This window comes from Puia sp. P3, from assembly GCF_050632245.1.
Taxonomy (GTDB): domain Bacteria; phylum Bacteroidota; class Bacteroidia; order Chitinophagales; family Chitinophagaceae; genus Puia.
In genome coordinates, this window is the sequence record NZ_CP192583.1 from 260,115 (window position 1) to 279,844 (window position 19,730).

Annotated in this window: 18 protein-coding genes and 1 pseudogene; 12 read left to right on the forward strand and 7 right to left on the reverse strand. The window is 56.3% G+C overall.

Features of this window, described 5'->3' with window-relative positions; genetic code table 11:
- Positions 1-27: 27 nt before the first annotated feature.
- From ACQ86N_RS01450 to trmD, 3 genes and pseudogenes are all read right to left on the reverse strand, one after another.
- Positions 28-306 (reverse strand): hypothetical protein, encoded by a 279-nt coding sequence (locus ACQ86N_RS01450; protein ID WP_431213608.1) that lies wholly within the window; start codon positions 304-306, stop codon positions 28-30.
- Positions 307-573: 267 nt separating this feature from the next.
- Positions 574-873, reverse strand: a complete 300-nt coding sequence (locus ACQ86N_RS01455) for a hypothetical protein (protein WP_431213609.1) — start codon at positions 871-873, stop codon at positions 574-576.
- Between the two features lie 458 nt (positions 874-1,331).
- A pseudogene (gene trmD, locus ACQ86N_RS01460) lies at positions 1,332-2,017 on the reverse strand (tRNA (guanosine(37)-N1)-methyltransferase TrmD).
- 245 nt (positions 2,018-2,262) lie between these two features.
- Between trmD and ACQ86N_RS01465 the strand changes: the two are divergent.
- From ACQ86N_RS01465 to ACQ86N_RS01480, 4 genes are all read left to right on the forward strand, one after another.
- Positions 2,263-2,640, forward strand: a complete 378-nt coding sequence (locus ACQ86N_RS01465; RefSeq protein WP_431213610.1) for a sigma-70 family RNA polymerase sigma factor — start codon at positions 2,263-2,265, stop codon at positions 2,638-2,640.
- Between the two features lie 90 nt (positions 2,641-2,730).
- Positions 2,731-3,060, forward strand: a complete 330-nt coding sequence (locus tag ACQ86N_RS01470; RefSeq protein ID WP_431213611.1) for a hypothetical protein — start codon at positions 2,731-2,733, stop codon at positions 3,058-3,060.
- The gene (locus ACQ86N_RS01475; protein ID WP_431213612.1) at positions 3,033-3,287 is read left to right on the forward strand and encodes a hypothetical protein; all 255 of its coding nucleotides are present in this window, start codon (positions 3,033-3,035) and stop codon (positions 3,285-3,287) included. Before ACQ86N_RS01470 ends, ACQ86N_RS01475 begins: the two co-directional genes overlap by 28 nt.
- Before the next feature lie 102 nt (positions 3,288-3,389).
- Positions 3,390-3,878 (forward strand): FecR family protein, encoded by a 489-nt coding sequence (locus tag ACQ86N_RS01480; protein WP_431213613.1) that lies wholly within the window; start codon positions 3,390-3,392, stop codon positions 3,876-3,878.
- A 120-nt stretch (positions 3,879-3,998) separates the two neighbouring features.
- Here the strand turns inward: ACQ86N_RS01480 and ACQ86N_RS01485 are convergent, their stop codons facing one another.
- Genes ACQ86N_RS01485 through ACQ86N_RS01495 form a run of 3 tightly spaced genes read right to left on the reverse strand, consistent with a single transcriptional unit; the run spans position 3,999 to position 9,272 of the window.
- Entirely contained in the window at positions 3,999-4,952 is a 954-nt protein-coding gene (locus ACQ86N_RS01485; protein ID WP_431213614.1) for a tetratricopeptide repeat-containing protein, read from the reverse strand.
- The gene (locus ACQ86N_RS01490; RefSeq protein WP_431213615.1) at positions 4,939-8,877 is read right to left on the reverse strand and encodes a DUF7379 domain-containing protein; all 3,939 of its coding nucleotides are present in this window, start codon (positions 8,875-8,877) and stop codon (positions 4,939-4,941) included. The genes ACQ86N_RS01485 and ACQ86N_RS01490 overlap by 14 nt, the downstream gene beginning before the upstream one ends.
- Positions 8,878-8,930: 53 nt before the next feature.
- Positions 8,931-9,272, reverse strand: a complete 342-nt coding sequence (locus ACQ86N_RS01495) for a hypothetical protein (protein ID WP_431213616.1) — start codon at positions 9,270-9,272, stop codon at positions 8,931-8,933.
- A 749-nt stretch (positions 9,273-10,021) separates the two neighbouring features.
- On the opposite strand from ACQ86N_RS01495, the gene ACQ86N_RS01500 reads away from it, so the two are divergent.
- Complete coding sequence (locus tag ACQ86N_RS01500; RefSeq protein WP_431213617.1) at positions 10,022-12,145, forward strand: hypothetical protein; 2,124 nt, start codon at positions 10,022-10,024, stop codon at positions 12,143-12,145.
- Here the strand turns inward: ACQ86N_RS01500 and ACQ86N_RS01505 are convergent.
- Positions 12,117-12,518: an RNA-binding S4 domain-containing protein gene (locus ACQ86N_RS01505; protein ID WP_431213618.1), complete on the reverse strand. Its 402-nt coding sequence runs from the start codon at positions 12,516-12,518 to the stop codon at positions 12,117-12,119. The genes ACQ86N_RS01500 and ACQ86N_RS01505 overlap by 29 nt on opposite strands.
- Positions 12,519-12,578: 60 nt before the next feature.
- Here ACQ86N_RS01505 and ACQ86N_RS01510 point away from each other — a divergent pair, with 60 nt between their 5' ends.
- The 7 genes from ACQ86N_RS01510 (at position 12,579) to ACQ86N_RS01540 (ending at position 19,566) form a co-directional block, all read left to right on the forward strand.
- Positions 12,579-13,730 (forward strand): leucine-rich repeat domain-containing protein, encoded by a 1,152-nt coding sequence (locus ACQ86N_RS01510; protein ID WP_431213619.1) that lies wholly within the window; start codon positions 12,579-12,581, stop codon positions 13,728-13,730.
- 65 nt (positions 13,731-13,795) lie between these two features.
- Positions 13,796-15,490, forward strand: a complete 1,695-nt coding sequence (locus tag ACQ86N_RS01515) for a COR domain-containing protein (RefSeq protein WP_431213620.1) — start codon at positions 13,796-13,798, stop codon at positions 15,488-15,490.
- On the forward strand, positions 15,478-15,900 hold the full coding sequence (locus tag ACQ86N_RS01520; protein ID WP_431213621.1) for a TIR domain-containing protein: 423 nt from the start codon (positions 15,478-15,480) through the stop codon (positions 15,898-15,900). The genes ACQ86N_RS01515 and ACQ86N_RS01520 overlap by 13 nt, the downstream gene beginning before the upstream one ends.
- Positions 15,901-16,740: 840 nt before the next feature.
- Positions 16,741-17,640 (forward strand): hypothetical protein, encoded by a 900-nt coding sequence (locus ACQ86N_RS01525; protein ID WP_431213622.1) that lies wholly within the window; start codon positions 16,741-16,743, stop codon positions 17,638-17,640.
- Positions 17,640-18,035 (forward strand): YhjD/YihY/BrkB family envelope integrity protein, encoded by a 396-nt coding sequence (locus tag ACQ86N_RS01530; protein ID WP_431213623.1) that lies wholly within the window; start codon positions 17,640-17,642, stop codon positions 18,033-18,035. Before ACQ86N_RS01525 ends, ACQ86N_RS01530 begins: the two co-directional genes overlap by 1 nt.
- A 14-nt stretch (positions 18,036-18,049) precedes the next feature.
- The gene (locus tag ACQ86N_RS01535; RefSeq protein WP_431217943.1) at positions 18,050-18,508 is read left to right on the forward strand and encodes a YhjD/YihY/BrkB family envelope integrity protein; all 459 of its coding nucleotides are present in this window, start codon (positions 18,050-18,052) and stop codon (positions 18,506-18,508) included.
- A 62-nt stretch (positions 18,509-18,570) separates the two neighbouring features.
- On the forward strand, positions 18,571-19,566 hold the full coding sequence (locus tag ACQ86N_RS01540) for a hypothetical protein (RefSeq protein WP_431213624.1): 996 nt from the start codon (positions 18,571-18,573) through the stop codon (positions 19,564-19,566).
- Positions 19,567-19,730: the final 164 nt, after the last annotated feature.

The window sequence follows — 19,730 nt, forward strand, 5'->3', positions numbered from 1 at the left end:
AGGATGCGGTATTTCAATCGCTCGTGCTTATGGAGTGCAAAATTCGACGCCGTGCCCGACCGGCGCAGCTCGGTGGCCCCAGTTGAACAGCCGGATCCGCTCGTCCATCACGGCGGGGTGCGTATGCCTGTAGACGGACAGATGCGACATATTGCCGAAATCGAAGTCCGTGGACTCCTTGCTCAGCATCTCCTCGGCCCTGGCCTGCCCCTGATGAATACCCTCGAAAACCCTCCGCTTCTTCTGCATAAAATGGGGAGGACGGACCCATCCATAGTGATAGATATAGGCATTGACACGCGCCACCTTTAATTTGTGCGTGCCTTCCTTCTGGCGGTAGTTGACCCCGTCGAAGTTGGGTATCCGCCGGAAAGACTGCGCCGACTCCCAGTGAATGGATGTCCTTGTCGTTACGGACGATCCGGATCTCGTTGGCGTACCAGGCGTGGGAGGTGATATGGTGGTCGTAGTCGCCCCAGAAATGGCGGTATTTGAAAAGGATGCCTTCTACTGACTTATCGTGGAGCAGTTCTTCGCAGCGCTGCCGGATACGGGGCAAATCTTCCTCATGCACTACCTCGTCGCTCTGGACATAGAACAGCCAGTCTCCGGTGCAGGCCTGCTTGGCGATATCGGTCTGGTGCGCGTGTTCCATCCCCTCGGAAATTTCTCGAGGTCCCAGACGGTATGGATGATTTTTATTTTGTCGGAACCGATGCTTTGGATCTCCTGTAGCGTGGTATCGTCGGGGTCACAGTCGCCCAGCGCGACGACGAACTCGTCACAGATGGGGAGAATGGAGGCGATCGCCTGCTTGATGGGATAGTATAGTTTGGCACCGTTGCGCACCATGGTAAATCCGCTGATAGTCATTAGGCCGTTTTTTGGTTTAGAAACCGTAAGGGTCAATTCGTTTAATTGAAGTTAAAAGACGAACAAAAGATTGTGCTTGGTTGTCAGAAATTGATTAAGACGGAATTAAAGCGGATCATCGGGGCGACACGCCTATATATGCGGCTTAACATTAGGATAACCGGTAATTAACAGCGGATGATTAAAAAAGACCGGTGAAAAAGGAAGAAATGGTCGTTTGCAGATTCCCCGGGGGATTTTTCATGGTCTTCCCGGTATAATTCCTATGTGGATAAGCTTTGTTTGGTATAGTTTTCGCCTTCTTTGGGGCGTGTTCGCGCCGCGTGAGGGTTCAATTTGGTCGCAGTATAAAATCCGTTCCTATATGAGAAAGACGATCGTCATCAACGTACTCCTGATACTCGGGTACTACCTTATCCTCCAACTGCTGATCTGGATAGCCATGATTTTTCGATAGGCTATTCGCCTTCCAATAAATCCGGCCTCCTCTCTTCAGTCCTCCTCACCGACTCCTCGTGCCGCCAGTCCTCGATCTTCCGCGGATCGCCGCTGAGCAGGATCTCCGGCACGTCCTTACCACGCCAGGACGCCGGCCGGGTATAAACCGGTGGCGCCAGCAGACCGTCCTCGAAACTGTCGAACAGCGCCGAGGTCTCGTCGTTCAGCACCCCGGGATCAGCCGCCCGATCGAATCCACCAGCACCGCCGCCGCTAGCTCGCCACCCGACAATACATAGTCCCCGATGGAGATTTCCTTCGTCACATACATGTCGCGGATCCGCTGGTCGATCCCCTTGTAGTGCCCGCAGATGATCAGCAACCTGCCCTTCAGCGAAAGCCCATTGGAGATCCGCTGGTTCAGCCGCTCGCCGTCCGGTGTCACATAAATGATCTCGTCAAAAGGCGCGTCCTTCGACAACGACTCGATCGCTGCCGCCAGCGGCTCGGGCATCATCACCATCCCGGCGCCACCACCGTACTGATAATCATCTACTTGTCCGTATTCGTTGACCGCCCACTGCCGCAGGTGGTGGACCCGGATCTCCAGCAGGCCTTTATCTTTTGCACGCTTGATGATCGAATGGTTGAAGGGAGATTCCAGCAGCTCGGGCAGCACGGTAAGTATGTCGATGGTGAGGCTCATGACGCAAACCTACAAAAATCGGGTGTTTTTACGGTTGATGGAGCTAAAAGGTCTGGCTAACTTTATCGCGTTGACACCGGAACAAGACAAATTCAAGGACTTTTATTTCAGGAACGCGCGGAAACTCTACCTCTTCGCGGAAAAAGATCGACGACGAAGACGCCGCCCGCCATATCGTCGACGACGCCTTTATCGCCAACCAGGAGACCATCCTCTCCAAAGACGAGGACACCGCGATCAGATGGATGTATACCACCATCAAATGCGACTGCATCGACTTCCTCCGCAAATACAAGACTACCCCCGAAAAAAGATTGGAATACATCCGGTGGGCCCTGGCACAGCCAGACTTCTGGGAAGACGAGGAGATGGTCCGCACCGAACTGCTGCAACGACTATACGACGCGATCGAACAACTATCCCCCCGCGAAAAAGACGTCGTGCGGGCCCTGCTCCAGGACGGAAAGGCCAAAGAGGCGGCCGCTAAAATGGGCATCGCCGAGACCTCCTTCTCGAATACAAAAAGAAACGCGCTGAGAAAATTATTGCGTTTTTTGGGTGGAACCGACGCCGTCATCCTGCTGCTAATCAATCTCTTACTGACCGATGATTGGAAAAATTAAAAAATAAGTGTTCCGGGTATGGTAGAATCAGGTGGTTTTGACGAGATATAGAGTAGAAACCTATTCCTGAACAAACCCTCCTATTATCACATGAAACGACGGAAATTTCGTATTCCCAGGCGCATGCTCGACCTGGACGACGAAGCCGATTTTGGCAAGGACTGGACGAGATTCAACGAGATCGATATCCAGGCCCGCTGGAAAGACCTGCAGCCCCGCCTAAACGCCCCGGCGCCGGTCGAAAAACCCATGATTCGGGCATTCCGTCGCTACGCCGCCGCGGCAGTCATCACACTGCTGATCGGCGGAGTCGTACTATGGACCCTATCCAGCCGCCGCGAGACCTCTATCCAGACCCAGCCATCCGCAGCCACGACCACCCGGTGCTTACCGTGGCCTACGAAGGACAGGGCCCCATAGCCTTCGACGACCAGCTCGGCGAGAGCCTCGTAAAAAGGAAGGACTCGGCTTCCGTCGCCGCGGCAGACAGCTGCTCGTCAGCTACCTCAGCGCAGGTGCCAGCAACGGCAAACCCTTCACCGTCAGCTCGCCCTCCGGCGACAACTACGAGGTCGTCCTGCCCGACAGCAGCACGGTCCTCCTCAACGCCCGGACCGACCTCACCATCGGCACCGGCTATGGCCTAAAGACCCGCGCGACCCGACTAAAAGGCGAAGCCAATTTTGTCGTAAAACCAGTACCCGTAGCGACCCACGAGTCACCCGACACTGGCCTTCACCGTCGACGTGGTGACACCCGAACCGCTCAAACACCTCTTCCGTTCGATAGGCATGGAATTTCCGGGTCTCAGTATAACGGTGAGGGGCACCAATTTTGACGTCCGCGCCAACCCCGAAGACCACAGCATCCGCACCATGCTGCTTCGCGGCACCATCGAGGTCCGCCGCCCAGGCTCGGCGCCGGGAACACTAAAGGAGGGAAACGCGTACATATTCGGAGAAACCGGTCAGGCCCGGATCGTACAACTAAAAGACCTGGCCGGACAGGACGCATGGAAGAACAACGAATTCTATTTCGACAACGCACCCGTCGGGGCGATCATGGCCGAACTGTCCCGCTGGTACGGCGTCCCGATCAAATGCCCGGATGACTTTACCGACCCGTTCGTATTCACCGGCTCCCGCAACCAGCCCATCCGCTCGGTTCTCGACCAACTGAAAGCCACGCGCCACTTCAACTATAAAATTACCCGCGACACGATCTTCGTGTCACGCTGATCAGACACCACACCATTAAACCTTGTTCCGGCCCGCACCCGCGGGCCGGAACTCTATCCAAAATTTTACCTCATTTGATCAGCGCGTTCAGCCTCTTCTGCATCTCCTCCATCTTCCCGATCATAAAATGCCCCTGGGCCCCCGTAAGCCCCCCAGCGCGTCGATCAGCAGCTGCAAATGCTGGATATCCGAAAGCTTGTCTTCCACCGAGCCGACCTTTTCCCAGACATCTTCATAGCTCGCGACCACCTGGTCTTCGTATGCGTCTTTGGCGCCGGCGCCGGCCTGCGTGGCCATCACCAGCCAGTTGGCCAGCAGCAGATTCGAAGGACTGATCCATTCCTGAAAGATCTTGCTCCGCGGACCGGCGACATACAATAGCCGCAGACTGCCGATGGCGTCCTGTATCTGCTGTATGGTTGGCAAATGGGTGTCGACTGCGCCCCACTCCTGCCGCCCGGCGGCAACCAGCAAATTCTCCAGCGCAATCCAGTTGGACCAGGGATAGGCGTCGGGCTTTTGCTGATGGGAGATCCGGTAGTATTCGGCGGCTTTCCGGATAGCCTCCTCCATGCCCACGGCATCTGCCTTGTACAGACAGGTACGCCTTTTCCACGCACTGCCGCGGATATTGTAGCGCTCCGTCGTCGGACTCACCACAAGAAGAGCCGCGAGATAGTTGTCCACCTGGTCAAATTCAGCCACAAGGAACTTCGGGTCTCCTTTGCAGGAATCGGCCTGCTCCTTCAACAGCTTCGACCGCAGGTTGCAGTAGAGGTCCATAGCTCCCGTGGAATAAGAGCCCTGATCGGACCGGATCAGCTGTTCGTATTTGGCCGTGGCGAGATCGTATTTACCGAGGCTCTTATAGATCCTTGCTTCGAGTTCGGTGATACAGGGTCTGCGGAGACCGCGTTTGTCCGTCTCCTGTGAAATAGCCTCCAGCCTGCCCAGCAATTCTTCCAGCGGATAGTCACCCGTCCGCATATCGCTTTCCAGATTCATGAGGTCGGCCTCGGCCTGACTGGTTACGACATACTGTCTTTCCTTGTATTCCCTGTCACCCGTCCGCAATCGGAAAAAGGATTGCCATAACACTGATACGCCCCCAGGTGTTGTTGCCGGGGAATTCGTTATAGATGGTTTCCCTCGCGGCCCGCACCGCCTCGCCGAAAGGCTTACCCGCGAACATATTCGTATAGAACTGCTCTGCAAACCGGTTGGCGGCAGCATCGTTGACGGCCCATCCCGCTACCACCACGGCCTTTACGCCGTTCTCGATCAGCTGGGTGCCGATATTCGCGGCCAGCCTGTACCGGGCCTGTGAGTACTCTTCCGCCTTGAGATCTATATTGCCCAGATAGCAACAGTTGACAAAGACCAGGTCGGGGGTATCGCTCATCTGCGCGATCTGTGTCGTCGTCAGAAAATTGTCTTTGCCGATGACCATCCCCGACAGCCTGGGACAGTCGCGGTTGAAGATGCCGTGCCCGGCCAGATGGATGATGCGGTAGGAGCCGGACATCAATTTCTGGACGATAATATCCTGTTCTCTCCGGATCAGCGGAGTGACGTCGTAGTTGTGTTTTAACAATACGTCCGTGACGCTCTGCGCCTCCGTCTCCGCACCCAGCAGCTGCGGCAGAAAACCCTTCAGCTGGGGATCGCCGATGACCAGCGCCTTTTGGTTCGTGACGATCTCGATATTCAGCCGGGAATTCGAAGTGGACAGCTGCCGGATCATACCGGCATTGATACAAAGCGGTTTCGCCTCGGCGCCCTTGTGCTGCAGCAACTCCCAGGGATAACCCGCCGTATACTTATCCAGCACCCAGGCGATATTGCCATGACGCTTGAGCCTCGCCTTGAAATCGTTGGGCATCAGCAGCTCGAATATCGCCGCGGCCTTCTCCTGACTCCAGTCCCTGCTCACGGAAATAGTCTCGATCAGCCGGTCGATCACGCCTCCGATCGTGCACAGCTCCCGCGCCTCTTCCCTCGCCGCACCCGTAGAAATGGCGAACTGCATGCCTTCCACGACGTCTTTTTTGTCCTCGTTGCGGACGGCGCAGATCGTGATCCTGCTCCACCAGTCCTTCCCCTGATCGACGCTGACCATCAGCCGCGACCCATGACGCTCCCGGATAGCGTCCCCGGGCAGGATATTCAGCACTCCCCCCATTCCCTTACCCATATTGTGAATGGCGTAAAAACAACCCAGCGCCCTGTCCTGATACTGCTCGATGAATTCCACTTCCTCGATGAGTTTTGCTTTCTCTCCATAGAGACCCGTGATCCGATCATTGGCATTGACGACGCCCTGCAGGATCGAATGGATCGAGTTGTCGATGCTCAACCCGCCATAGCCACAGCCGATGATCAGCGAAGAAAGACCGACGGGACCGCTGAACTGACCGGCGTCCAGCTTCTTCCGGCCGTTGACGATCAGCAGGTATTTGGAGGCCGCCTGCTCTGCCGTACGGGCCAGGTCAAAAGCGGTCAGCTTGTCCTGCTGACCAATGCCCGCAATGATCGCCCCCTGAAATCCATCCTCCTTGTAGGTGAGCAGCACGTCACAGGTGCCCAGCGCGCCGGGATAGATCCCCAGCTTGTTTCTTTCTTCCAGCTGTCCCCCCAGCAGCTGGTCGATCCTTTTCTCCGCGTAGAGGACGCTGTCGTATTCGAAATGCCCCGCCAGAACAGGATATTCGGCATATTTCAGGTCGCCGTGCGCCACGCTGACTTTGACCGGCAGAACGCTGCTGGTTGTATTGGTTTCACCGGAAAGACCCATCAATGTCCTGTAAATGCCGGCTTCGGAAAGATCGAAATCCGCCGTCTGCGGTTTGCGGAATATTTTTTCCTCCCCGCGGACCAGCGGGCGAACGGTCGTGAACAGCGATGTCCGCCCCTTCCCGAGTATTTCTTTGATCCCACTGAACATATCGGGAGAGTCGGAAAGGTCGCCGTGCGTATGATTGACATAGTAGACGTTGTTATCCCTGATCATCGACTGCGGAATCCCCATATCCCATGTGACGCTCTCGTCGCCTTCGCCGGTACTCAGGAAAACCAGCTCTTTGCTGCCGTTGATGTCGTCGATCCGGTATCCGCAGGCCGTCTCACGCCCTTTTCCGGCAATATAGACTGCGTTTTTGAAATCCAGATCCGGCATAGCCGCGATCACGCTGGTCCGGTAGGCCCTGAAATCCGAGAGGTATTGGGCACTGACGGTGTCTCTCGGTACCGGCCAGGTGGCGTCCCCGAATGCAACGGCGATATCCACCCAGGTATTGGCAGAGGCAAAATCATTCGGAGCCGAATTGGTCAGCGGAAGCAGACCGAGTATTCCGGGAAACTGTGAGAACATATTCAGCAGTGTCCGTTTGCTGTGCTTCAGGTCGATCCTGCTCAGCGTCCGGATGATGGAGTCTTCTCCCATCAGGACATTCAGGATGCGGAATGAACCCAGCAGGGGAGAGCCCAGAAAGACGAGCTGGAAATTGGGAGAGGCGTTCAGCTGCTGCCAGGTCCCGGGATAGAAGACCATCAGGTCTCTGACGACGACTCCTCCCAGAGAATGGGCCACCACCTTGATAGGCTGTTTTAGCGCAAGCAAAGATCTGATCTGTTTATCCAGTAATGCGGCCGCGTCCTGAGAGGATTTTCGCCAGTCGAATGCAAAGGTCACCACGTCGTAGTCGGTGCTGAGGGCTTCGCCCAGTCGTCTGTAGGACGTTTCAATGATGTTTTTTACGCTGATACCGGTGGCAGACATATCGAGGTCCATCAGGGATCCGAACCCCATGCTAAGGAGTTTCAGCCATAACCGGTCGCCATTCCTGTCGATACAGGAGCCCATGATGCCGGGTAGCAGGACGGCGATCGGTCTCTTGCCGCTGGGATCGCCCTTGTAGTATTCGCCGCCGGGAACGAGTCCGCCGCGTTCGAATTCCGCGAAATCCGCCGGCATGTCCTCGGGCGCGGTCTGCAGCGCCAGCGCGATCATCGCATTCGTCCGTTCGTTCCTGAAGTAGTGGAAATGGTCGACATTGGTTCCGCTGTCGAAAAAATATTTAAGCCGGTTCTTTCGCTTCGATCCGGCATACATCGAATCTGTGTTTACGACCAGGTCGTTCTGTTTCATAAAGAACAGTCTCCCGGCAATGATCAGCAGTCCTTTGGGGTTGACCGACGGTTTGCTGTTGCCGGAAATGGCGATGACAGGTCTCTGTATGACAGTTTCCTGATTGTTCAGGATATTGATGAATGGCGAGTCGGGGTTCATCGCCTCGAGACCGGGCAGCACTTTCAGATTGTCCTTTTGACCGACGGCTGCCATCAGGAGGTTCTTGGTGGCATCGAAGATCGGATTCAGCTGAACAGCGGTCGTAACGCCAATCAGATGCAGCGAAAAGTTGAGGAAATGGTCCAGCCGTTTGGACAGGATAGTGGTTCCGCCCGCGGGACAAGCCACGCGGATGAAACGGCTCAATTTGAAACGTTTTTTCAGATAGGCCTGCTGCAACTCTTTAATGTCCTTCACGTCCTGGTCCCTTCCTTCCTTTTCAAGATAGTCGATCTCTTTTTCGGAGAATGCAACAGAGCTGCTATCATCGCTGCACCTGGCGAGTATCTCTCCCACCAGTCCTCCACGGGAATGGGTAATGATATGCAGTTCGATGTTTTCCGGCAGGGCGTCTATCAGATCGATGGCGTTTCGCAGCGGACTTTTGCTGAGGGATTCGTGCTGAAAGGCCAATATCCCCGATTTGTAGGTTCTGGTGGCGTACTCCCAGAGTCCGTTGCTGGGCAGATCGTTGAAAAAAGATTCTGCTGACGAGCTGTTGGTACCGTGAATGAACAACAGCGCGGGGTCTGTCTTACCCTGCCACTCGCTGGCGTTGAAGGGTGTCATCCCAAAGTTGGCGTCCACCCGAAATAGACCCCGGTCATTTTTCAGATGGGCTTCTTCGAGGTGTTTTGCCAGGTCGGTCATTAACTTCTCTGCGGCAGTATCTATGACTTTCCTGCCGAAGATATTCAGGACTTTCAGGGCGATATCCCCGATGATCCCCGCTCCGCGCCGGGGCGCTGGAGGGTCAGCGGTAGCCGGACGGTATTGTCAGCCCCCTGCTGCTGCGGCGCCAGCTGGCCGGGAAACAATTCTTCCAGCCCTTCATGAGAACAGACCCAGGTGGTGCTGTCGTCATAGACCAGCTCTACCATGTCATTGGGTCCCAGTTCGATATGAATGGTGTTGTCTTCCCCGCGGGTCGGGGCGGCGATGGCGACGGAGCGTTTTAGATCGACCTGCGCATAGGCCGGGTTGGTCCGGATTTCGACGGAATCGGTCTGGTCCGTGCCCGTGACGGTAAATTGATTGAATGGCATGGCGATATATAGGTTTGCTGACTGTGAAGATCCCTTACAAGTTCGGTCATTTTTCAGACTTTCATTACCGTAAAAACACCCGTTATTTCCTGACTGATTTTTTCTATTTTACGACCAACTCCAAAATTCCCGCCATATGCCAATCCCCCGCCTCGTCCATTTCGTGACTGCCGCGATCGTCGTCGTGCTGCTGGCCATCATCGGATGGCAGAATTTCGTTGCCTCGAAAGGGGACTCCTCCATGGGGTATCTGAGTTTCAACCGCGCGGCGCCGAAGGAAGCGCAGACCATTATGGACTTCTGGCGGGGTGATGACAAACGCGCCTCCGCCGTAAGGGCGATCGTCATCACGGACTATGTGCTGATCCTGGTGTATGTCGTGTATCTGTGCTGGAGTATTTCCGCCCGCAGGACCTCGGAGCAACGCCGCTGGCTGCGCCTGTGCCTCGCGGTGGGCATGCTGCTGATCCTCGCGGGGGCGGTGCTCGATATCTGGCAGGATACCACGATCCGGTCCTTTGTATCGGCTGCTCCCGGAGAGCCCGTCCATAGCCTGGCCTGGCTCACACGGATGAAGTGGGGGGCGCTGATGCTGGGAGTGCTGCCGCTGTTGGTCTCCTTCGTGACGCTACCGCGGGTGGAAGCTGGTATCCGGATTCCTCCGGACGATCTGGACCTATTTCCCCTCCCTGCTCTTCATATTCCTGACCATCTTTGCATTCTGGGTCGAAGGCCAGGGAAAGGATATCATGACGGCCTTCACCGAAGGCGGAGACTTCAACTACCGGCTGCTCTTTTTCTTTCTGGCCATCGGACTATGGGTCTATGTGACCTGGTATTCGTCGCGGGTTATTTTTTATATCCGGGACAACCGCGGCAGCGCGCGGGGCAAAGCGGAGGACCGTATCCCGGGCAAATTTTTCGAGAGCTATCCCCGCTTCGCCGGTAACGCCTGTTTCCTCGTCCTCGAACTGGCGGTACTCCAGTCGCCGCTGCTGGAACCCGCGCTGCCTTCATGGCTGGCATGGGTGCTCTTCGTCCTTGGAATGGCCCTCTTTCCTTTTCTGGATCGCCGCGTGAGGGCCGTATTGCCAAAAGATACCCGGCCTTTGGCCCGCCGCTTCTTCATCGTCTTCGTCGCCTTCTTCTGCCTGCTGATGATCACGGCTGCTTTCGACATCTCCCGGAAATGGTATACGCTGCTGGCGCTGCTGCTGATCTTCCAGGTCGTCTACTTCTTTTATATCAATCTGCACCATCAGGGCACGATCGTCAGGAGGGTTGGACCCGACGAGACGCCCGGCCCTTTTCACCGTGTCAGAAGATATTTTCTCGTTCCATCGGAAGAGAGCGGTTATCTGAAATGGTATCTCGTCATCAGCTTCGTGGCCGTTATTCTGGATCTGTTTGCCATCACCTGCCTGCCCTTTGCCGTAGACATCGGGCCCTTCCCTTTGCTGCTGCTGGCCTTTGGCGTGCTGCTCGCGTTTGGCAATCTGGTGTCTGCCTTTTCCGTAAAATACCAGCTGAATTTTCACCTCGTCCTTTTTCTCATCGCCATGGCGGTCGGTTCCCGCGAATCGCACCAGGTGCACAACATCTCGCCCGAGCCATCCGGCTACGCCAGCCGCCCCAGCCTGACGAAATATCTCGACAGCTGGCTGACAAGGGTAGACACCGCCAAAGACTTCGACGTCTATCTCGTGCTGGCCAACGGTGGCGCTTCCCGTTCGGGCTACTGGACGGCTTCCGTGCTGGGAAGACTGGAAGACGCGTCGATCTCCGGCGGCGGCGACCGGTTCTCGAAACATTTGCTTTGTCTCTCCGGCACCTCGGGTGGGGGAGTGGGCGTCGCGACATTCTTTGCCCTGCTCGATGACAAACAGCCCGCCGCCGGCCGGTCTTACGAACGCAGCGCCAGGAACTTTCTGCAGCAGGACTATTTTACCTTCACCGTAGCCCGCATGCTGGGGCCGGACTACTTCAGATATATTTTCCCGATTAATTGGCCCGACCGGGGTGCCGCCCTCGAAAAAGGCTTTGAAGAATACAACGATACGGCCGGCGGATACAGCCCGTCTTTCAACAAGCCCTTTTCACATTTCAAAGCGATGGATCCCCGCGACAGCGTGGCGCTGCCGATCCTCTTCGTCAACACCACGCAAATGCAGGACGGCAACCCCGGTCTCGTTACGAATCTCAGGCTGGAGCCGAAATGGTTCAACACCCGCATCGACGTACCCGCCATCCTCGAGGCCGAAGACACGGATATCAGCATGGCCTCCGGCGCCATCCTCGGCGCGCGGTTCCCCTACCTGAGTCCCGCGGGAAAGATAGGCACACACTATTTTGTGGACGGCGGCTATTTCGACAACTCCGGCGCCGGCGCCGTACAGGAGCTGCTGCGGGGTATCCTCAACACCTACGGCGCCGACAAGACCAGCATCAATTACAAGCGGCTCCGCCGCCTGCACTTCAAGGTGCTGCATATCCTGAACAGCCCCGTAATTGCCGACACCACCGATTTCAAGCCGGTGCCTCCCATAAAAAATGACCTTCTTTCACCGGTGCTTACCATCGTCGGCGCCTACGACATGCAAACGACCGTCAACGACGGCCGCCTCCGCAACCTCCTCGACGATATAAAAGCCAGCGGCATCCCGACCGACTATATCCCGCTGTCGCTGTACAAGAACGCAGACGAGTGGGCAAAGGATTCCTTGTATACGATCGTGAAAAAAGAACCGGCGTATCCGATGAACTGGTTTATCTCGGAAAAGACGCGGGGCAGGATGAACAGGCGTCTTGACCACAGCAAGACGATAGACAGTCTGGCGAAAACCTTTATTCTTCGTCCGGCGCCCCGCCCGTGAATTCGTCCAGCTCGCGCCGGTCCTTCTTCGTCGGCCGCCCGATCTTGCTCTGTCGCTTGCCGGTATTAAAGCTCGCCGACTGGAATTGCAGTCGTTCGATCTCTTCCGCAGGGGTAATATCGATATAGTAGTTGATCGCCTGGGCGTACTGCAGCCGGTGGTCCAGCAGACCCGTCACCTTGATCCGCCACCGTTTGTGCTCCGTTTTCACCTCGTACTCATCCCCGACGCTCACCGTTTTTGAAGCCTTGGCGGCGTCGCCGTTGTATTTTACTTTACCTTTAGTACAGGCCTCCGCGGCCTCCGACCGGGTCTTGAACAGCCGGATGGACCAGAGGTATTTGTCGAGACGTAATTTTTCCTTTTCGGGCATAGGGCAAAATTCGGTGTTTTTCCCGGTAAACCCACCCCCTTAATTGTGTAAATTACAGCTATGCAGGCCCCCGACTCACAGGCAGGACTCCGACTGGCCGACCAGCTGATTGCAGCTGCAAAGGCCGACGGAGCCAACTTCATCGACCTTGGCAATCTGGGGTTGAATGCCATCCCCAGCTCGCTGCTGATGCTAAAGGACCAGCTGAGCGGCATCTCCTTCGGGTCCGCATACGTTGACGCCAATGGCGTCGAACGATCCAACAGCTACAAGTTTGGAAAGAACTGGATCAGCAGTTTTGAGATGCTAAGCGAGTTTCCACTCCTGAACAGTCTGTCTCTGGCAGAGATGGAGATTTCCGGCGTTGCGCAGATCGGACCTCTGCAAAATCTGAAAACACTCGACCTGAGGGGTGGGGGCGGCATTTCGCTCGATGGCCTTCCTCTCCTCGGTGCGCTGACCTGGCTTAGCCTGCAGGACCGTAGCATCAATAGCCTCAACGCACTGTATTTTCTTCAGAGCCTGCGGACGATCAATCTAAAGGGCACAACAGGCGCAGACCTCGGTATCTTCACAAAGGCACCCTTTGCACACCTGACGTCGCTGAATCTGTCCAATGTGCCCAGGACCGGCGCGGACCTGCACTGCCTCAGCGGACTCACGTCACTGGAAAGACTATACCTCGGCAGCTGCGGTCTAAAAGACATCGACGGCCTCGCGACCCTGAAGAACCTGAAAACCCTCTCCCTCCGGTATAATAAGATTGGAGACCTCCGGTCCCTGACCGAACTGACAGCCCTCGAAGAACTGCACCTTTCCGGCAACAGGATCACCACTATCTCGCCGATCGCCAACCTTCGTCAGCTGACCGACCTGAGCCTCCGGAGAAACCAGGTATCCGATATCAGTGCACTCGCCGGCTGCACCCGACTCGAGAAACTAAGGCTCAACCAGAACCAGATCCAGGACGCATCACCGCTGAGCAATATTACCACCCTGAAAAGGCTCGCCATTAAGCAAAACCCGCTCCGCTCCCTGAGCTTCCTGACCAAGCTCAAATCTCTGATATACATCGGTCTGTCGGAGACCGGGATCGAAGACCTGACGCCCCTCGCCGGACTGACCCACCTGAGACGGCTGAACATCTCCGGCAACCCGGTAAAGGACCTCACCCCCTCCGCGACTGGTTCAGGGCCAACGGCGACAAAATAAGGATAGTCCTCAACGGCAAGGAGATCACCGGCACCTCGTTCTACCTCGTAGTCGACGCGATCCAGATGGTCAACCCTCCCCGCCAGTACCTCGAACACGGCGTTCCCGCCGTCCTGTCCTACTGGGACCGGCAGGACGAATTCGCGACCCGCAAAATAGACCAGGAAACCCTGTACGAGCTGAAGCTGATCATCGTAGGCAACAGCAATTCCGGCAAGTCCACCCTCGTCCACTACCTGACCAACAAACAGCTGCCCGCAAAAGCCCTCTGTTCCACACACGGGCTAACCTATTCGTCCTGGCAGCCCGACTGGAAGATCGACGACCAGGAGATAACGGTCAATATCATCGACTTCGGCGGTCAGGAATACTACCATGGCACCCACCATATGCTGTTCAGCAGGGGCGCCATCTATCTCCTGCTCTGGAACCCCGGCACCAACGATAACAAAATGATCGATACTCCCGTCGGGGACCGGACCACCAACGCGCTGATCAGACATTTCAACGTCCGGTACTGGCTGAACGCCATCGAGATCTACTCGGGATCCCTGACAAAGACCGAGCCCATGGACGCCGGAGCCAAAAAATACATTACCCCCGTACTCCTTGTGCAGACCTACGAGGACAAATACGGAAAATGTTTCCTGAATCTCCGGAAGATCCAGGAAGCCTACGACCAGTTGTTCGATTCGGTGAGCATCAGCCTCGGCGACGGGCAGGTGTCCGGACTGGAGATCCTGCATTGCCAGCTGGAAGCCATGGTCAAAAGGATGGCCGGCCAGATGCAGACGCGCTATCCCGCGGACTGGATCCGGATCAAGAGACGCATCGAAGACAACGAGGAGAACTACCAGATCCTTACCATCCCGCAGTTCAAGGAATATTTCGGACTGGACTATTCCGACGAGGAAGCCCGCATGCTCTGCATCTCGCTCAACTTCTGGGGCGTCGCTCTCTACCGGTACCGGACAGACGACTCGGACGTCGTCATCATCAATCCCCAAAATTTTACTGCCCGCGTCAACAAAATTCTGACGGACGACGTGCGGAAGAACAACGGCCTCGTCACGCAGGAGGCGCTCGATGAGGCGCTGCGAAAAGACAAGTCGATGACGACGGCCTTTATCAGGGTCCTGAAATTGTACAATATCCTTTTCGAGCTGCCCGCTCCCAATGGTCATCCCCGCTATATCGCACCCATGTATCTGGCTGAAACACCCGACTACATCCGGCTGCTGATGACCGGCTTCGTCGCCTACTACCAGATCAGATACGACGACTATTTCCACAAGGGCATCCTGCTGGAATGCTTTAAATTACTCGGCGACAAACTCTATGTCGAAGACAACCTCTACCTCTACTGGCAATGGGGCATCGTCCTGAAAAAAGGCGAACGCGTCATCTGCATCGAGTTCGACAAGGACAACCTCAGCACCGTCCAGATAAAAATGATCCGCATCGGCAACGAGCAACTGGGTGACGACGAGTTGCTGGAACATATCTTCGCGGCCTTCCGGCAGATCAACGAGGACCGCTATACCAGCGAGATCGAACTGTCGGCCGACGGAATAAATTTTGCTCCAAAGTCCTGGCTCCTGAAGCAGATCGAACTGGAGCACGAAAAAGTGGACATCGACGACACCCTGTATGCCACAAAAGATTTTTTATTTCTGCTCAGCGCCCGCGAAAAACCCCAGACCCGAAAAAAGTATTCGTATCCTATTCCTCAAAAGACGCCGACAGCATGCAGCTGCTGAGCATGCACCTCGAAACCTACCGCAAGGCCAAAAAGATCACGTACTGGCACGACCTCCAGCTGAGGGCCGCCGAACAATGGGACGAACGCATCCGCGAAGAGATGGAGAGCGCCGACATCCTCATAATGCTTCTGAGCCCCGCCTATCTGGGTTCCGACTATATCGTCGACAAGGAGATCCCCCTCGCCCTCAAACACGCCGCAAAAATCCCGGCCACCAAGACCGTCGCCTGGGTGCTGGTAAAACCCTGCCGGTACGAGATCTTCCCCGAAATAGCGGCGTATACAGTATATCCCCTCAAAGCCGCCGCACCCGGCGAGACCGCCGCCCGGCAAAGAGCCGTCTCGGAAGGACCCGAAGAACCCGACCGCATCTGGACCCGACTGGTCAGCGAAATACTTGAGAAATAGTTGCCGGCCGAAGATGTGGCATATTTTACTCAGCCCGCCTTTCTGCGGCATCGTGGGGAAGAATATCGGACTGGCATAATATTTACCCTGATATCCGCATGCCCAAAGGAAAAAGAACCCGGTTATTCCTGTTGTCCGCGCTGGCCGCGGTCATACTGCTGGTCATTGGCTGGCAATTCTACAAATACCGCATAGTCGACCGGCGACTGGCCCAGGCCGTCGCGGAGAAGACAAAAGGACTCTATATCCTTCACTATGAGAACCTCGTTTTCGACGAGGCCGCCGGCATGCTCCACGTAAAGAACATCGATATCAGACCCGACACCGCGGTCTACCGGCAAATGGTCATGGAGAACAAAGACCCTCATATGCTGCTGCAGATACAGGTCGGCGCAATCGATATTGCCCGGGTCAAGACCCCAAAAGCCCTGCTCTCCAAACAGCTGGAGGGAGGCAAACTGGCCGTGACGGACGCGCGCATCCGGATCATGGTCAGTCACTTCAAAAAAGACTCCTCCGTATATAACCCCACTCCGGACCTGGCGAAACAACTACTCGGCCGCCTCTTCAAAATAGCCATCGACAGCGTGCAGGTCAGCGATGGCGACGGTGCTCGTCGGCAGCATGGACAGCACGGAGACCTATTTCCGCGGAAACAAAGCGTCCCTTCTGCTGTCCCACGTTCTTATCGACAGCAGCGCGCAAAAGGACAGCTCAACCATACTCTTCGCCCGCGACCTGTCCCTCGACGTCCGGCAGCTAGAACTACCCGCCGGAAAGAAAAAATATACGATAGGGATAGACGGCCTCCGGTACACCAGCGCGGACAACACGCTCCGCGTGGCGCAGCTGCGACTTCAGCCGCGCCTTTCGGAGACCGCATTCGCCGCCTCCTTGCCGGTGCAGAAGGACAGATACGATTTTGTGCTGAAGGACATCGCACTCCACCATATCGACAGAAAGGAATTATGGCGTAAATCCATCCGCTGCGACAGCCTCGTCATCGGAGAAAGCGCATTCAAAATATACCGCGACATGACCCGCCCGCCCGACACGACCAGCAAGGTCGGGAAATTTCCGCAGCAGCAGCTGATGCGCCTGCCCTTCCCGCTGTCTATCCGCAAGGTCATTTTCAACCACTCTTTTATTGAATACAAAGAGCGGAACGCCAAATCCCGCAACAGCGGCAGGGTTCAGTTCCACGACGCGCGGGCGACCATCCGGAACGTCACCAACATACGGAAAGACATACACGAAGACAACCGCTGCGTTCTGGACTTCCACGCCAGATTCCTGAACAAGGCGCCCGTGGACGCCCGGCTCGTCATGCTTCTGAAAGACCCCAAAGGAAGGTTCACCATCGACGGCGGGATCGGCAGCCTCGACGTCGCCTCCCTCAATCCGTTGACCGAACCGATGGCGCTCACCCGCCTCGAGAAAGGAAAGATCGACCACCTGCAGTTCTCCATCCGCGGTACCGACTCCACCGGAGACGGCCGGGTGATTTTGACCTACCGGGATCTCAAAGTCTCTTTGCTGAAAAAGGACAAGGACAGTATCCGGTACGATAAAAAAGGACTCGTCAGTCTGGTTGCCAATCTGGTGGTGAAGAACTCCAGCCGGCCGGACAACCCGCGCGCAGAAGAAGTCCATTTTCAGCGCCTCGTCAACAAGTCGTTCTTCAATCTGATCTGGAAGACCCTCTTCACCGGCGTCAAAGAGTCGGTGGGAATGAAATAATGGATAGAAAGCAACATAGACGGTTGACCCTGGCCTCCGCATGGCCCGTGATACGGGACGCCTTCCGGCTGTTCCGGCAAAACGACCCGCTGCGTATGGCTGCCGCAACATCCTTTTTCGTCAGCTTTGCGCTGCCTCCCATACTCTTTATTCTGATCGTCATATTCGGATTTCTGGGCGACCCGAAGACCGTCGGGCGCGACCTCTTTCGCCAGCTGAGCGTCGGTCTGGACAGAAATATGGCGCAGCAGGTGCGCGACGTGGTCAGAAATATTCACCGCCTTCCCCTCAATCCGGGCATGCGCATCGGCGGGTTCGTCTTTTTGCTGTTCGTAGCCACCACTCTTTTCGAGATCGTAAAAATTCGATCAACCAGCTGTGGAAGATCAGGCTGAAGGAAAGGCCGCCGCTGGCCTTCGCACTGCTCAACCGGATGCGTTCCGTCGGGATCATTCTCCTGGCGGGGGTACTCTTCACCATTGTCCTTCTGGGAGACGTCAGCGGATGGACGCTACCCCTGCAGGTCAACGCTTTTTTGTACCGCCTCGTCATGCTGCTGGCGGTGATCGTCTGGTTCTTTGTCCTGCTGAAATGGCTTTCCTACGGTCGTCCGCAGTCACTGATAGCCTGGGAAGGCGCGATCTTTACCGGCCTTCTGTTCACCGTCGGACAGCAACTGCTCCACCGGGTCCTGAACTTCGACAACATGAAGTCCATCTATGGGACGACCACCTCCCTCGCCCTGCTGCTGCTCTTCGTATTCTACTGCTCGTTCATCTTCTATTTCGGCGCCTGCGTCACCTGGTCCCTCGGCCGGCAGCAGGGAAGGCCGATCCAGCCCTCCCGGCGGGCGGAGACTTTCGACTGATAGGCGGTCGGTCTTGTGAAAATCGCCCGGTCTTGTAAAAACGACCTACTTTTATCCTGCCAGTGGACACGACCACAATCATACGACAGGCTGCGCTCCAGCGACGGAACGCGACGATCATCCGGATAATGGTCCGCCTTTTCATGACGCTGTCCGTCATCGCCTGCTTCTTCGGCGGATTTTTGCTGGCCCTGGTTGGCGGGGTCGGCCTCTTCGAACCCAATCCAACCTATATGCCCTGGATTATCGCCGCCGCGGTCTATGGCTCCTTCTTCGTCGTCCCCTTCCTGCTCTGTCTTCCCGTCATCCTGCCGCTGGCGCTTCGAAATAAGAACGTCGACCAGATCATCGTCTTCCGGAAATTCAACAACAAGGCCTCGGGCAGGGCGATCCGAAAGATCATCCGGTCCTATGTCAGCAACTACGGACACGTCTTCACGCTCTCCGACAGCAATTTTAAGGTCAAATGGTGGATCCGCATCCCGCTGATGCTCGGGCAGACCAGCTTCTTTCATTTCCGACAGCGCATAATCAGGGACGCCAGCGGCCTGGCAGCACTCGCCCGCAAACTCCAGGACAAGGCCTGGCTCAACATCAACTGGCTGCTGTCCTCCGGCAAGATCTTCTCGGTCCGGACCTCCGACGAGTACTGGCACGACACGGCCGAGCTGCTGCTAAAGGACAGCCGCCTCGTCATCTTCGACATCCTGAGCCTGACCAGCGCCCTCGAATGGGAGATCGAAATGACCAAGAGCCACGGCCTCGAACAGCATATTATCCTCATCGCGGCAAAGGACAACGAGGCAGTGGTCAACGAATGGAAGAGAAAATATGACACACCCGACGACGGGTATTCGATCCCGGTATTTTACTATGACGCCTCCGGCAGGCTGCAGGACAGCGCCGGGCTGGAACAGACAGTCGCGGAGATCCTCGCCAAAGACCGGCCGGAGAGCCAGCCCATGGAGCAGGGGCTTGCGCTAAAAAAGCATTCGTCACCGCCGGCGCCGTTATCGTCAGCTTCGCCGCTGTTGTATTCTTCATACTTCCCTATCTAGTGCCCGACCTCCCGGGCAGGTATTCGCCTTTCGCCTGGCAGTCGATCCAGTCCTATATGCACGCCCGCCTCAACCGCGAAGACAGCGCGCACCTCGCGCCCATGCGCGAACGTATTCTCCGGCGCTGGCCGGCCGAGGGAGCAGGCATGTCCATCGGCTACGCG

Excerpts from the sequence above, each read along its gene's own strand:
- ACQ86N_RS01490 (WP_431213615.1), bottom strand. The coding sequence starts at position 8,877 with ATGACCGACCTGGCAAAACACCTCGAAGAAGCCCATCTGAAAAATGAC.
- ACQ86N_RS01515 (WP_431213620.1), top strand. The coding sequence starts at position 13,796 with ATGGTCAACCCTCCCCGCCAGTACCTCGAACACGGCGTTCCCGCCGTC.
- ACQ86N_RS01465 (WP_431213610.1), top strand. The coding sequence starts at position 2,263 with ATGTATACCACCATCAAATGCGACTGCATCGACTTCCTCCGCAAATAC.
- ACQ86N_RS01495 (WP_431213616.1), bottom strand. The coding sequence starts at position 9,272 with ATGCCATTCAATCAATTTACCGTCACGGGCACGGACCAGACCGATTCC.
- ACQ86N_RS01500 (WP_431213617.1), top strand. The coding sequence starts at position 10,022 with ATGACGGCCTTCACCGAAGGCGGAGACTTCAACTACCGGCTGCTCTTT.
- ACQ86N_RS01455 (WP_431213609.1), bottom strand. The coding sequence starts at position 873 with ATGACTATCAGCGGATTTACCATGGTGCGCAACGGTGCCAAACTATAC.
- ACQ86N_RS01505 (WP_431213618.1), bottom strand. The coding sequence starts at position 12,518 with ATGCCCGAAAAGGAAAAATTACGTCTCGACAAATACCTCTGGTCCATC.
- ACQ86N_RS01530 (WP_431213623.1), top strand. The coding sequence starts at position 17,640 with ATGGATAGAAAGCAACATAGACGGTTGACCCTGGCCTCCGCATGGCCC.
- ACQ86N_RS01510 (WP_431213619.1), top strand. The coding sequence starts at position 12,579 with ATGCAGGCCCCCGACTCACAGGCAGGACTCCGACTGGCCGACCAGCTG.
- ACQ86N_RS01520 (WP_431213621.1), top strand. The coding sequence starts at position 15,478 with ATGCAGCTGCTGAGCATGCACCTCGAAACCTACCGCAAGGCCAAAAAG.
- ACQ86N_RS01470 (WP_431213611.1), top strand. The coding sequence starts at position 2,731 with ATGAAACGACGGAAATTTCGTATTCCCAGGCGCATGCTCGACCTGGAC.